Here is a 14,128-nt window from a genome sequence, read left to right as displayed (position 1 = left end):
GCAAAAAGGGGAGGCGGCGCGTGGAAAATCCACCGCCTCCGTGAAGATTACTTGGCGGCGATGGTTTCCTTGGCATCACCGGGATAGCGCAGCTTGCCGCCGTCCAGCGTATAGCCTGCATCCTTCAGGGTCTTGGCCGCAACGGCCTGACCGGTCTTGAAGCCATCGACGACCGACTTGTCATGCCAGAATTCGAGTGCCGGGGAGACGATCGAGTTGGAACCGACTGCGAAGCTCTTGTAGGCAGCCTTGACGATCAGCTGGCGGTCGACCGCTTCGGAAAGCGCGCGACGGAAGGCCGGGTCGTTGAAGGGGGGGCGACGTTCGTTGAAGGCGATGTAACGGAAGCCCATGTCGACGGTGGAAACGACTTCCAGGTCGCCGTCCTTCTTGGCGGCGTCGATCAGCACCTGCGGATCGCCGGTGAACTCGCCCATGAAGTTGATTTCACCCGAGCGCAGCATGCCGAGTGCAGCTTCTGCATTCGGTACGATACGCAGGATCCAGCGATCGACCTTCGGCGCGGCGAAGTGATCCTTGTTGGCGGCAAGCGTGACGGACTCGTTCTTCGCCCAGCTGGTGAACTTGAACGGACCGGAGCCGATCGGCATCTGCTCCTGATAGCTTTCCGCAGTCTCCGGCTTGGTGGCGAGATCCTTGAGGATCGGCTCCCAGATATGCTTCGGGATCAGGTTGACCTTGGCAAGGCTTGACGTAACGAAGGAAGCGGCGGGCTTCTTCAGCTTGAAGGTGATGACGTCGCCGCTGATGGTGATCGCATCGATATTCGTCGCGAAAGGCTTGTACATCGGAGCTTCGCCGCCGACGGCCGCTTCGAACGAGAACTTGACGTCATCAGGGGTGACCGGCTTGCCGTCATGCCATTTCATGCCGGACTTCAGCTTCACGTCGACCGTGGTGCCGTCCTTCCAGGTGAAACTCTCGGCGGCCCACGCCTTCGGCAGGCCGTCCGGACCGACGCGCAGCAGGCGGTCCCAGACGAGTTCGGTGATCCAGCTGTCGACGCTGCCCGAGATATAGAGCGGGTTGATCGCCTTGATATTGTCGGACGAGTTGATGATCAGGTCCTTCTTGGCGCCCGCCGGCTCGATGCCGAGGAAGGTCCAGGTGTTGCGGATGCCGATGCCGCTCTGGTTGACGACCGATTCCGGCTTCCAGACGGTCTTGTCGAAAGCGAAGGTCGATTTCGGATGCACGAGCATCATGTAGGGCTGATCCTTGGAGAGGATCTCCTGCGCCTTGAAGACCAGCGCCTTGCGCTTGGCCGGATCGATCTCGCCGCGCTGGGCTTCGGCGGTCGCATCGTAGTCTTTGTTCAGGTAGCCCGCGAAGTTGTAGCCATCCTTGGCGGTAGAAGAATGAAAGAGGTTGAAGATGAGCTCGTCCGGATCGGAGCGCTCAGGCCGGCCGACCATCTGCCAGGCAGTCGAGTCCCACTGGTCGCGCTTGTACCAGACTTCGTCGGACATCTGTTCCCAAGGGATCGCCCGGACTTCGACGTCGAGGCCGAGCTTGCGCCATTCCTGGGCGATCAGCTGGACGGACTGGAATTCCGCCTGCTGGCCGGCCTGGGGCCGGGACAGGATGGTGATCTTGCGGATCGGATCGCCGGCCCAGGCGGGCAGAGCGATGGCCGTTACCACAAGAGCTGCAAATGCACTTCTCAAAACGGACTTCATGATCGTTCTCCTCTGAATAGCTTGACTATTCTCTTTGTTGGCAAAGGGTTTTCTCCCTCCGCATCGCAAATCCGAAATCGGCCTTCGAACACGTTTCCCGCGCGTTCAATGCCGACACTCAATCCACAGAATAAATTCACGAGCGCCTTCGAAGGGTTTGCAACCCGGCTCTCAATGTTTTATTGTGTGAAACATCGTTTCGCATTGATGGCGAGTAAAACACATTCCAAGAAGATTGCAAGAAGCTTCAAGCAATCCAAATCACATGCCGGAGGAGACCATCCGATGACCGAACCAAAAGACTACAAGATCGCGGCCGTGGACCGGGCGCTCGCCCTTCTCGAAGCCCTTGCCGATCGTCCGGACCAGGGCGTGACGTCGCTTGCAAAATCGCTGGGGATGACCAAATCGCTGGTCTTCCGCCTGCTGCACACGCTGGAGGAACGCGGCTTCGTATCGCGCGATCCGGAGCGTGCCGAATTCTCGCTCGGCTACCGCATCGGCGTGCTCGGCGAGCGCCTTGGCAAGGACGGCGCCCTGCTTTACGCCGCCCGGCCCGTCATGGATGCGCTCCGCGACCAGACATCCGAGAACGTCAACCTTGTCGTGCGGGAGGGCCTGAAGACCTACGTTCTGGCGACCCGCGCCGGCCGCCATTCGATCCGGCTTTTTGCCCAGGCGGGACGCAATGGCCCATTGCATGCGGGCGGTGGTTCGCTGCTTCTGCTGGCTTACGCAGATCCGTCGGTCATTGATGCGGCACTTTCCCAGCCCCTCGAAGCTTTCACGCCCTACACGATTACCGACCGGGCGAAACTGCGCCAGGCACTCGAACGCATCCGCGCCAACGGCTACAATATCGTGCTCAACGATCTCGACGAAGGCGCCTTCTCTGTCGCTGCGCCGATCACCGGCGCCGACGGCACGATCATCGCCTCGATCTCGGTCGCCGGCGCTGTCGCCCGTTTCGACGAGGAGCGGCGCGAAAGCCATTTGAAGGCCGCCCTCGACGCCGCTGCGGAAATATCCGAGCGACTTTCGATCCACGGCCCTGGCGAAAACGGCCTCGTGAAATCAAGGGCTTGAGGCTCGATCAAGCCGACCTCCAATCATCCGGAAATAGACGGGCGCTTTGGCGTCCGTTTTCGTCAGTGCGATTTCTAGCCCTTCGAAGCCGCTTGCGGGGTCATCAAACCTCTGTTAGCGTTTTCGAGTTTTGTGAAACATCGTTTCGATAGATAAAACATGTAGGGGAGTAACGGATATGAACGAGATCGAATCTGCCGTTCTGGGAGCGGTGACGCTGGATGAACCCTGGGCTCTGGTGGAGAGCTTTGCGACCTACAAGCGCGAGCATCCCACCGATGTGAACCGGGCCATGGACGAGGTCGCCGCGAGGCTCGCCAAGCACGGCGTCGAGGTCAAGATGCACGAAGCCGACCTCTTCCTCAGCCTGCCGGGCCTCGCCCGCGTCGAAGCGGGGGATAAGACCTTCCGCGCCAAGCCGCCGTCCTATTCGCTGGACGCATCGAAAGGCGTGAAGGGCGAGATCGTCTATATCGCCAGCCTGCAGCCGAAGGCGATCTCGACCATGTTCGAAAAGACCGTCGACGGCACCGGTGAACTCGCTGCCCGGGTCCGCGGCAAAGTGGTTCTCTCGGAAGGTTTCGCCAATCCGGGTCTCGTTTCGCAGTTCACCGAGCTTGGCGCAGTCGGCGTCATTGCCATCAATCCGGGCGTCGACATCCATTGGGGCACCTGCACCACAGTCTGGGGCACGCCGGACCTCGACGACCTGCCGCGCAAGCCGTCGATCCCGGCCGTTGCCGTCAACCGCGAGAGCGGCGATGCGCTGATCGAATTTGCCAAGACCGGCACGGAGGTCACCATCTTTGCGGACATGGAAGAAGGCTGGTTCAAGTCGAAGCTGCCGGAAGTGTTCATCAAGGGCACCGAGGAGCCGGACAAATACGTCTTCCTGCACGGCCATCTCGACAGCTGGGATGTCGGTGTTGGCGACAATGCCACCGGCGACGCGACGATGCTCGAAATCGCCCGCGTTCTCTGGGCCAACCGCGACAAGCTGAAGCGCTCGATCCGCATCTGCTGGTGGCCCGGCCATTCGACCGGCCGTTATGCCGGTTCCACCTGGTTCTCCGACAATTTTGCGCTCGACCTCGACGAAAACTGCGTCGCCTCGGTCAATTGCGACAGCCCCGGCTGCCGCTGGGCGACGGAATTCATCAATCTCTGCATGATGACCGAAACGGAAGCTTTCCTCTCCGACGTCATCGAGGAAGTGGCCGGCAAGAAAGCCGAGGCCGAGCGCCCGCACCGCGCCGGCGACTATTCCTTCAACAATATCGGCCTGTCGAGCTACCTGATGCTGTCCTCGACTATGACGGAACGCGACCGCGAGGAGAAGGGCTACTACACGGTCGGCGGCTGTGGCGCCAACATCGCCTGGCACACCGAAAACGACACGCTTGAGATCGCCGACAAGGACATCATGCTGCGCGACATCAAGGTCTATCTGCTGGCCGTGCTGCGCAATGCCAACGCCAAAATCCTGCCCTTCGACTGGCGTGCGACGGCACGAGAGTTCCTCCACACGGTCGACACCTACCAGAAGAAGGCCGGCGACCGCTTCGACCTTTCGCCGAGTCGCACGGCCGTCGAGTCCTTGGCCGAAGCACTCGCCGCATTCTACGCCGGGATCGACAGCGGCAAGATCGAAGCGAAGAGCGCCAACCACGTGGTCCAAAGGCTCGCCCGCATCCTGGTGCCGCTGAACTACACCCGCGAGCAGCGATTCCGCCACGACCCGGCCCTGCCGATCCCGGAACTGCCGGCCATCTCGACGGCAGCCGATCTCGACAAACTCGGCCCTGAGAAACTCGGTTTTGCCAAGACCCAACTCGTGCGTGGCCAGAACCGCGTGATCTCGGCGCTGCGTCAGGCAGAACAGCTGGTTCGCGCTGCCTGATCGTCAACACCTAGTCAAAAACCCCATAAAGTTGATGTCCAACTTTATGGGGTCAGTTCATCCCTAACCGCTCCCTTTTGTCCCTGTAGTTTTATCTTCCGCTTCTCGTTTTTACCCATCGGTCGTTGTCGTCCTCCCGTTGGGCAAGCGGCCCGGGATCGGGATGAGCGCCGAGGGCAGGCTCTGCCGAGATCGGTCATAAGGATCGGGAAAATCGAGAAAAATCGAAAGGCATCATTTCACTGGAGATGATGGGCGACGGTCCCAATCCGTTCAAAGCAGCTAGATCCCTCCTGGCGCATTTCACCGTCAGCGCCGGAAATCCGCCCTGCGAAGGCGGTGCAAGGGGAGGGTTTGGCAGAGCTGTTGGATGTAGACGTTATGGCCAGCCCTTCCGGTTCGCGTCGGCCATTGTCCGTTGCAATTTTGCGACCCTCCCCTCAATAAGATGAGTATGATACTCATATTTGATTGATCGACGAAGATTCGGCTTTTATAGCTGCGCTCGGCGAACCATCTCGCCCAGCGACCTTCTCTCGCTGCTCCCTCACATCCGTGATCTGTCAGGATCACCACCCAGTTTGCAGCCGAAGGGATTGGGCAATGACGTTATCTTTCAATCGGTTTTACGCCCGCTGCCATCTTCTCGGCTCCACCGTACTCGTTGGCGCCGTGGCTGCAGCCATCATGCCTATTGGGGCAGTTGCGCAGGACGCGACTACGCTCGAACCCATAATCTTACGAGGCTCCGGTACTCAAACAATCAGTGAAGACAACGACACCATCGTTCCCGAGCGTTCGGTTTCCGCCTTGAAGACCGACACGCCGCTCGTCGAGACGCCGCGCTCCGTTTCCGTGATCACACGCAAGGAGATGGAGCAGCGTGCCGTCACCGATATAATCCAGGCAACCCGGTACAGCTCCGGCGTGAGTACCGGTGGCTTCGGTTATGACCCGCGCTTCGATCAGATTTACATCCGTGGCATCGAGACCACCGTAAGCGGTGATTTTCGCGACGGTCTGCGCCAACCGGTGATGACCTACGGAACATTCACAACCGAAATATACACGCTCGACCGTGTGGAGGTGTTGAAGGGACCAGTGTCTGTTATGTACGGCGCGGCGAGCGCAGCCGGTATCGTCAACAAGATTTCCAAACTGCCGCTGCAGGAAGCTCACCACGAAGTCGAACTCCAATACGGGACGGTTGGCCGCAAGCAGGCCGCTTTCGATTTCGGCGGACCGATCGGCCAGAGCAACGATGCGTTTTACCGTGTCGTAGGTCTCGTCCGGGAAGGGGAGACCAACTACGATATTCAGGACGACCGTTACCTGCTGCAGCCGTCTTTTACCTGGGAGCCGACCGACAGCACCAAAATCACCATCTACGGCCTGGCCCAGGATACCGAAACCGCAGCCAGCGCCTGGACTTTCAAAAACGACGGCCAGATCTATCTCGTCAGCGACCCGGATTACGATTATCAGAAAATTCGGCAGTATCAGCTGGGCTACAAACTCGAACATGACTTTGGCAACGGCCTGACCTTCCGGCAGAACGCACGCGTGAGCGATCTGGACCTCAAGGCACGTTATCTCAACCGGATGACAATGTTCAGCGCTCCGGCCGATCCCTGGTCGACCGCAGCGGTTACGGACAAGATGCGTGCCTACCAGATCGACAACCAGCTCCAAGCCAAGTTCGAAACAGGCAATGTGTCCCATACCATTCTCGCGGGACTGGATTACACTGCCGTAAACTCGGATTTTGCCGTCGGCTACGGGTCCACATTGCCAGGCAACGTTGGTAACGCACCAACGCCAGCGCTGACGGGCTTCACTGGCAACGACCTGCGTCAGACGGGGCTTTATGCGCAGGAACAGGCAGAGATCGGAAACTGGCGCTTCGTCGGCGGCTTGCGCTACGATTGGCTGGATCAGACCACCACAGATAAGGTCGCTGGCACAAGCGACGAGAGGGAAGACGGAGCTCTGTCCGGTCAGGTCGGCCTTCTCTATCTCTTTGACAACGGGATCGCTCCCTATGTGAGCTACGGAACCTCCTTCGTCCCTTCGACCGAGCTCTCTGTCTCAGGGGCCGTGCTGGAGCCAACCGAAGGCCGTCAGATCGAAGTCGGCATCAAGTATCAGCCGGATGGCGAAAACTTCTCACTTAGCACGGCGGTTTATCGTTTGGTCGAAACCGGCAAGCCGCAATATGCCGGCACGCCGATCCTCGTCCCTATCTATGAAAACTCGGGTGAGAATACGTTCACGGGCTTCGAGGTCGAAGGTCGAAAGACTTTCGACAACGGCATCAGCCTGATCGCCGCCTACACTTACACTCACGGGGAAATCACGGACAATCTCGACAGCTCCATTATCGGCAACACGCCAACGACGACACCCCGGCACGTCGCATCGCTGTGGGTCAACTATGCAGCGTCTGAAGATACCGTGATCGACGGCCTCAGCGTCGGCGGTGGCATCCGCGCAACAAGCGAATCTTTCACCAGCGACGCCAACACCGGCAAGAACGCGGGAGTCGTGTATTTGGACGCCGCAATTTCCTATGACTTCGGTGCAAAAAATCCGGACCTGAAAGGTCTTTCACTCTCCGTCAGTGCGACGAACCTCGCCAACCGCGAAGAGCAGGTCTGCAACGGCGGCTATTGCTACTTCGGCCAAGGCCGCACGGTTCTCGGATCGCTGAAGTATAAGTGGTAGCAGGTGGAAGCTGGCGCCATGGCAGAAAATCTCAGCGAGTTGAGCATGACTGAAAAAACCTACCCGTTGCCCGGAACTGTTTGTTTTGACCTGGCACCAAAGGCGGGCGGCGAGCCCTATCGCATCTTCCTCTATATTCCCACCGGCGAACCTCCGGCCGAGGGATGGCCGCTTCTGGTCATGACCGACGGGAACGCAACCTTTCCCTTTGCCGTCGCCAGCCTGGTAACGCAAGCGCCTTACCCGACCGGAACCAACGTCGGTTGGGGCGTTATCGCGGCGATCGGCTATCCCTCTGACGAACCCTATAACGCACTCCGCAGGGCGTGGGACCTGGGCCCTCCGCCGATCAAATCCTATCCGCCCTATTTTGACGGTGGCCCTGCCGTCCGCATCGGCGGGACGGGCGAATTGCTCGACTTGATCGAGACGCAACTGCTTCCGCGGCTTTCCGAAATGGTGCGGCTCGATGCGACGCGGCGATCGCTTTTCGGGCATTCTTTCGGCGGTCTTTTTACTCTCTACGCCTTTTTTGAACGTCCAGTCCTTTTTGCCAACTGGATCGCTGCCAGTCCGACCATTTATTGGGAAGGCAGTGAAATCCTGAACAATGAGGTGCGCCGCCAGCGCGTGGCGGGTCACGCGGCCTTCCTGCATCTGTCGGCCGGTGAGTACGAGGGGGATGAACTTGCTCCTTTCCAGTACCGAAACGAAGATGCAGCCTCTCGTCTGGAGAAGAGGAAAACCGAGCAGACGGTTGCGTTGGCGCAGGAAATGGCAGAGCGACTGAACCGTCCCGAGGACGGCATTCGCACGCAGTTCGAGCTTTTTGCAGGGCAGACCCACATGTCCGTCCTCGGACCAGCCGTCAATCGCGCAGTGGGCGTCGCTTTCGAAGTGGTGGACAAAGATGTGTGACAGACACCTGCGCTGTTGGCGCGACATTTCAGTATTGGCTTAGGAGGTAACGTGGTCTCGGCTCAGCTAGCGCAGGACGCTCCCGAAACGACGGATGCCTTTGCTGTCGACAAGGTCGGTCTTTCCATCGACGGGAACACGATCCTGTCAGAGGTCAGTCTCGATTTCCCGGCAGGTGAGGTGGTGGCCCTCGTTGGCCACAATGGTTCAGGCAAATCCAGTCTCCTGAAAATCCTGGCACGGCAACTCACACCGACCGCCGGATCGGTTGCCTACGGTGGCCGCAACCTCGCGCATTATCACGGCCGTGACTTCGCGCGCTCGGTTGCCTATTTGCCGCAGGATTTGGGTACAGGCTCAGACATGACGATCCGCGAACTCGTCGGTTGCGGCCGCTATCCGTGGCACGGCGCGCTTGGCCGTTTCTCCGATGCCGACAAGGCAAAAGTCGAGGCCGCCATAGCAGCCACGCATATCGAGACCTTTGCCGATCGTGTTGTAGGCACACTATCCGGTGGGGAGCGGCAGCGTGCGTGGATCGCCATGCTGATCGCTCAGGACGCCCGGTGCCTGCTGCTCGACGAGCCGACCGCGGCGCTGGATATCGCGCACCAGATCGAAGTGTTGTCTCTCGTGCAGCGACTGGCCCGCGAAGGCGGCCGGAGCATCGTGATCGTTCTTCATGATATCAACATGGCCGCACGCTTTTGCGATCGGATCCATGCGCTGAAAGGCGGACGGGTCGTTGCAAGCGGCACGCCGGACGAAATTGTGGTGCCTGAGACGCTCCATACCATTTACGGGATCGATATGGATGTGATTTCGGTTCCGCACCTTTTGCATCCGCTTGCCTATGCCCGCTGAGACCTGTTCGGGGATGAAGATTTCAAGGCGTTCACTTCTGCACTATGCCGCGGCCGTGTCGATGCCGAAGCCATTGTGGGCCGAAGTCGCCAGGCAACGGGTGGTCAGCCTCGACTACGGGCTGTCGTCCACGCTCCTGTCGCTTGGATTGCCTCCAGTCGGAATATCCGACCTTGCCGACTGGGGCAAATGGGTCGTCGAGCCCGCGATGCCGCAATCGGTCGTCGATATCGGGAGTTCTAATGAAGTCGATTTCGAGGTCCTGATACAGCTGAAGCCGGACATTATTCTGACGACGCCTTATCTCGACGAGCTTTTGCCCAGGCTCCAGCCGATTGCGAAGATTTTGCGGCTTGAGATCTTCACGCCCGACACTGGCCCGATCCTCCCGGCGGCAATGGTAGCGACGCGCAAACTGGCTGCCGAACTCGGCCGTGAAAGCGACGCGGAGCTTTTCCTGGCGCGATCGGACGCATTCTTTGACAGATGCCGCCGACGGCTTGCCGGCCGGACTGTTCCGCCAGTTGTGCTGGTGAGCTTTATGGATGCCCGCCACGCTCGCGTCTATTCAGCCCCTGGCCTGTTTCACAATGCGCTCGAGCGTATTGGCGTACGTAATGCCTGGACGCGGCAATCGAACTATTGGGGCTTTGAGACTATTGGCATCGAAGAATTGTCCGTTATCACCGATCCGGACGCCCGGCTGATCGCCTTCGACCCCGTTCCGCCCGACGTGTTGCCGAAGCTCGTCGACAGTCCATTGTGGCAGGCGCTTCCGTTTTCCCGGCCGGGCCACCTGTCAGTGGTTCCGCCGGCACTGATGTTCGGCATGGTCAACGAGGCTATGCGTTTCGCCGGCCTGGTGACCGACGTTCTGGAACAAGACGCATGAAGACAATTCGCCGCGAAAATCTCGGGCCGGCGCTCGTATCTTTCGTCCTGCTCTGCGCCGGTTGCATGGCATTCTGGCTTCTCGCAGGACCGGTGCTCTCAGGATCGGCCGGGCAGGGCACCGACATCCAGCGCATGATGCTCTATTATTCGACGTTGCCACGGCTAGCCACGGCATTGGTTGCCGGTGCCGCGCTCGCATTGTCCGGTGCCTTGTTCCAGCAGGTCCTACGAAACCCGCTGGCCGATCCGACGACGCTCGGCGTGTCAGCCGGAGCCAATCTCGCACTGGTTGTCGTCTCGCTTTTTATTCCCAGCCTGCTTGGGGCCGGCCGCGACATTGTCGCTCTTCTCGGGAGCAGTGCCGCCGCTGCGATCGTCGTTGGCTTTGGCGCGCGACGCGGCTTCTCACCCTATTCGCTTGTCCTCTCGGGCCTTGTGCTGAGCCTCTGGTGCGGGGGCCTGGCGGCTATCCTGACCTACCTGAACCAGCGCTACCTGGCGAGCCTGTTCATCTGGGGGGCTGGTTCGTTGGCGCAGCAGAGCTGGGTCATTCCCCTGTCGCTCATCTGGAAAGTGGGCACCGTCGCCATCACCTGCGCGCTGGTGATCAGGCCGCTGTCGCTGCTCGATCTGGGGGAGAGCAGTTCGGCCGCGCTCGGAGTGAGGCTCGCTCGCCTTCGCATCGTGGTCGTCGCCTGTGCGGTGGCGCTTGCCGCCTTCGTCACCAGTGCTGTCGGCGTCATAGGCTTCATCGGGCTGGTCGCACCGACGCTCGCGCGGCTCTCCGGAGCGCGTCGGCCGGTCCAGTTGATCTTCTGGTCTCCGTTGATCGGCGCCGGACTGCTCTTTCTTGCCGACTCCGTGCTCCAACTCGCGGCGGGCGGCTTTGGCGATTTCCTGCCGACTGGTGCAGTCACTGCCATCTTCGGTTCGCCGCTGCTCCTGGCGCTACTGCCGCGATTAAAGATCCGGCACAGGATGCAGCAGCCGGCGGCGCGGCGGCACCCGCCCACATGGAACACAAAAGTCCCCGTCGCCATTGCTGCCGTAAGTGTTCTGGTTCTCGTGATTGTCGGCCTTTTTGTCGGACGTGGGCCTGGCGGCGGCTGGACTGTCCTTTCCGGCGAATTCCTTGATGAGATCCTTGCGATCCGCGCCCCGAAGGTCTTTGCTGCGCTCGCATCCGGCGCGATGCTTGCCGTCGCGGGTTCGATCCTCCAGAGATTGACCGGCAACGAGATGGCAAGCCCCGAAGTTCTCGGGATCAGCGCCGGCGCTACCTTCGGCGTTGCTATCGCGCTTTTTGCCATCGCACCGGGGTTTTCCGGCCAGTTTGCCTTTGCGGTCGGCGGCGCCATCTCGGTTCTCACGGTCATTCTTCTGAGTTCACGGCGCTCCACCTTCGCGCCGGAACGGGTCTTGTTGGCCGGCATCGCGCTCAGTGCGATGGTCGATGCAATTGTCGGCGTCTTGAGTTCGACGGGAGATCCAAGGGCAGTCCTGCTCATGCGATGGATGAGCGGCTCGACCTATCTGGTCGACGGCACGATAGCCACGGCGGAAGCAGCAATAGCAGCCGCACTGATTGCCGTTGCTCTGGCAGCGCGCCGTTGGCTGGACATCCTGCCACTCGGAGCTGCCCCTTCGGCTGCGGTCGGCATACCGTTGGCCAGATCAAGGCTGGCGCTGTTTGGGCTTTCTGGACTTATGACCGCAGCCGCAACGTTGACGGTTGGCCCGCTATCCTTCGTGGGACTCATGGGGCCACATCTTGCGCGGGAGGCCGGCTTGACGCGCGCCCTTCCACAGATGATCGGCGCTGCGCTGATCGGCGGCGGACTCATGGTTGCGGCAGATTTCGTCGGCCGTACCATCGTAGCGCCCTACCAGATCCCGGCCGGGCTCGTGTCAGCCCTCATAGGCGCTCCTTGCTTGATGTTTTTGTTGAGCAGGAGGCGCTAGAACTATTTCCCGCGATCGGCGGGCGCGCAAGCCTTTTAACGGACTTGTCGGCGAGCCATCTAAGGCGGTCGGGCTTCCGGGAAAAGTCCCGCCAATCGACTTGGTAGAGGTGAACCCCCTGGTGCTTAATCTATCGGGTCTACGGTTCGGTTCCGTTCAAGACCTACAGCTATATGAGTGCTGGCGCATCGTGAATTTTATCCTGACCTTGACTGCTGCTACCTAGGGGCCACTCAGGTAGGAGAAACTTTTTTTTCACACTCCCTGTCTTGCTTACGCGGAAAGCGATCTGGCGCGTGGCCAAACTATAGGCGCCCGTACCAACCGCGGGTGCCGATTTTCCATGAGTAGAGGTGCTTTTTTTTTCCCTCGTCTCAAGCCAGAAGGTCGTTTAACTTCCCGATTACCAATGAGAAATGGAACGCATCCAACGTTCCCGGTTGAATCATTTCGAGCGGAAATCTGCGCCATTTTTTCAAATGCCTGTTTTTACAGCAGTTCGCTCGACAAATGAACATTCGCCGGGCTATGCAAATTAATTTTCAGATATAATCTAGTCTCATCAGTATCTGCTAAATGAGACGCCCTATGATCGCCCAAACTCGTCCTAACCACCCATTTCAGCACGGTGATGTGCGTTTCGAGCGCCTGCTGGACGGTTTTAGCCCGAGCTTCGAGTTCGAGCCGGTCGGTCCGCTCCCGGAAAGCGAATTCGTGGACAGGCTGCGCCGCATCAGGCGCGAGGCGACCGTCGCGGGGCATGACGTCATGCTTGTCCATGCCGATTCCATCGGCTCGTACCGCGTTTCCAACTCGTACCTTCGCTACATGTGCGACTGGGCACGCGAGGGCGTGCTGGTGGTCCCGACCGACGAAGACAAGCCGCTGACGCTGTTTTCCATCTTCAGCAGTTCCGTCCTGCTGCCGCCGGCCGGCGAGGCGGTGTTGGTCGACGACATCTGGCAGGTCGGTACCTGGGGGCGCGAAACCTATAATCGCCCGGGCAGGACCGTCGACAAGGTCGTCGAAGCCGTGGGCTCCTTCCTGGAGCGTGAGGGCTTCGGGTCGGCTCAGATCGGCCTGATCGGCGATGCGACCTCGGCCGGTTACTGGAACGGCCTCGGCAAACGTCTGCCGAAGAGTTCGGTCGTGCAGGCAAGCTCGATCATCGATCGCATGCAGAAGGTGCGCTCGAAGCGTGAGCAGGCGGTGGTGCGGGCCGCGGCACAGCTGGCTAGTATCGGCATAGAGGCCGCATACCATGTCGTAAAGCCGGGAGTGACCGACTATGAAATCTACGCCGCCTTCACCTATGCCCAGATGGCGCGAGGCGGTGAGAGCGGTGACGGCTATCAGATCGGCATCAACCAATACGGCACCCATTGCGGCAAGCCTTACGGCCACGTGGTGCGCAACGGCGACATCATCAATCTCTATATTTCGGCGGTGATCTATCAGGGCTATACGGCCCAGATCGCCCGCATGATCGCGGTCGGCGACATTACCGACAAGCAGGAAGACGTGCTGCAGATGTGCACCGAAGGTGTTCAGAAAGCGGCGGCGCTGATCAGGCCCGGCGCGATCATTTCCGACCTCGCCAACGCTTCCTTCGAACCCTACATCGCCCGCGGCTACCTTTCATCCCATGACAGCCGGACAATGCCTTACAACTGGGTGTCCGAAGACGACGGCAAGCCGCGCCTGATCCCGCGAAAGCATGTCGTGGATGAAGATTGGGAGCGGCAGGGCCGCAAGCTGATGCATGTCTATCCGGCGACATCAGGTCCTCACAATCCCAATGTCGGACATTCGGTTTCGATGGTGAAGTTCAACAATTACAACATCCAATCGAACAACCACGACAAGCTCGAAGAAGGCATGACCTTTGTCCTGCACTCGCAATGGCTCGAGCCCGAAGTCGCCGGCTGCAACGTCGGAGACTGCTATCTCGTCACCGATACAGGGGGCGAAAATCTCAGCCACCATACGCCGCTTGCAGTGCATCGTGTGAAAGCGGTCGCCTGACGCACTGCCTGATCTGTGAATGCCAAAATGCCAATAAGAAACCGCCAAATAAGAA

The 14,128-nt window shown here is 59.8% G+C and carries 9 protein-coding genes; 8 read left to right on the top strand and 1 reads right to left on the bottom strand.

Annotated features, from left to right (window positions below):
* Window positions 1-47: 47 nt before the first annotated feature.
* Window positions 48-1,700 carry an ABC transporter substrate-binding protein gene (locus tag AC1D3C_RS06325; RefSeq protein ID WP_477482269.1) on the bottom strand — a complete coding sequence of 551 codons (1,653 nt, stop codon included), beginning with the start codon at window positions 1,698-1,700 and terminating at the stop codon, window positions 48-50.
* 285 nt (window positions 1,701-1,985) lie between these two features.
* On the opposite strand from AC1D3C_RS06325, the gene AC1D3C_RS06320 reads away from it, so the two are divergent.
* The 8 genes from AC1D3C_RS06320 to AC1D3C_RS06285 all read left to right on the top strand — a co-directional run bounded on the left by AC1D3C_RS06320 (window position 1,986) and on the right by AC1D3C_RS06285 (window position 14,073).
* Complete coding sequence (locus AC1D3C_RS06320) at window positions 1,986-2,786, top strand: IclR family transcriptional regulator (protein ID WP_046665647.1); 801 nt, start codon at window positions 1,986-1,988, stop codon at window positions 2,784-2,786.
* A 178-nt stretch (window positions 2,787-2,964) separates the two neighbouring features.
* Complete coding sequence (locus tag AC1D3C_RS06315) at window positions 2,965-4,686, top strand: M28 family peptidase (protein ID WP_477482268.1); 1,722 nt, start codon at window positions 2,965-2,967, stop codon at window positions 4,684-4,686.
* A 603-nt stretch (window positions 4,687-5,289) separates the two neighbouring features.
* Window positions 5,290-7,410 carry a TonB-dependent siderophore receptor gene (locus AC1D3C_RS06310; protein ID WP_477482267.1) on the top strand — a complete coding sequence of 707 codons (2,121 nt, stop codon included), beginning with the start codon at window positions 5,290-5,292 and terminating at the stop codon, window positions 7,408-7,410.
* An 18-nt stretch (window positions 7,411-7,428) separates the two neighbouring features.
* Window positions 7,429-8,328 (top strand): alpha/beta hydrolase, encoded by a 900-nt coding sequence (locus AC1D3C_RS06305; RefSeq protein ID WP_477482266.1) that lies wholly within the window; start codon window positions 7,429-7,431, stop codon window positions 8,326-8,328.
* 51 nt (window positions 8,329-8,379) lie between these two features.
* A complete protein-coding gene (locus AC1D3C_RS06300; protein ID WP_477482265.1) occupies window positions 8,380-9,192 on the top strand; it encodes an ABC transporter ATP-binding protein in 813 nt (270 codons plus the stop codon).
* Between the two features lie 13 nt (window positions 9,193-9,205).
* Window positions 9,206-10,084 (top strand): ABC transporter substrate-binding protein, encoded by an 879-nt coding sequence (locus tag AC1D3C_RS06295; protein ID WP_477482264.1) that lies wholly within the window; start codon window positions 9,206-9,208, stop codon window positions 10,082-10,084.
* On the top strand, window positions 10,081-12,048 hold the full coding sequence (gene fhuB, locus AC1D3C_RS06290; RefSeq protein WP_477482263.1) for a Fe(3+)-hydroxamate ABC transporter permease FhuB: 1,968 nt from the start codon (window positions 10,081-10,083) through the stop codon (window positions 12,046-12,048). Before AC1D3C_RS06295 ends, fhuB begins: the two co-directional genes overlap by 4 nt.
* A 588-nt stretch (window positions 12,049-12,636) precedes the next feature.
* On the top strand, window positions 12,637-14,073 hold the full coding sequence (locus tag AC1D3C_RS06285) for a M24 family metallopeptidase (protein WP_477482262.1): 1,437 nt from the start codon (window positions 12,637-12,639) through the stop codon (window positions 14,071-14,073).
* The last annotated feature ends 55 nt before the right edge of the window (window positions 14,074-14,128 follow it).

The organism is Neorhizobium sp. P1_A6 (assembly GCF_056406795.1).
This window is presented reverse-complemented; position numbering and strand designations above follow the sequence as displayed.

Bases quoted from the DNA above. Each gene is read 5' to 3' on its own strand.
- AC1D3C_RS06310 (WP_477482267.1), top strand. From the start codon at position 5,290: ATGACGTTATCTTTCAATCGGTTTTACGCCCGCTGCCATCTTCTCGGC.
- AC1D3C_RS06325 (WP_477482269.1), bottom strand. From the start codon at position 1,700: ATGAAGTCCGTTTTGAGAAGTGCATTTGCAGCTCTTGTGGTAACGGCC.
- AC1D3C_RS06320 (WP_046665647.1), top strand. From the start codon at position 1,986: ATGACCGAACCAAAAGACTACAAGATCGCGGCCGTGGACCGGGCGCTC.
- AC1D3C_RS06305 (WP_477482266.1), top strand. From the start codon at position 7,429: ATGGCAGAAAATCTCAGCGAGTTGAGCATGACTGAAAAAACCTACCCG.
- AC1D3C_RS06285 (WP_477482262.1), top strand. From the start codon at position 12,637: ATGATCGCCCAAACTCGTCCTAACCACCCATTTCAGCACGGTGATGTG.
- fhuB (WP_477482263.1), top strand. From the start codon at position 10,081: ATGAAGACAATTCGCCGCGAAAATCTCGGGCCGGCGCTCGTATCTTTC.
- AC1D3C_RS06295 (WP_477482264.1), top strand. From the start codon at position 9,206: ATGAAGATTTCAAGGCGTTCACTTCTGCACTATGCCGCGGCCGTGTCG.
- AC1D3C_RS06315 (WP_477482268.1), top strand. From the start codon at position 2,965: ATGAACGAGATCGAATCTGCCGTTCTGGGAGCGGTGACGCTGGATGAA.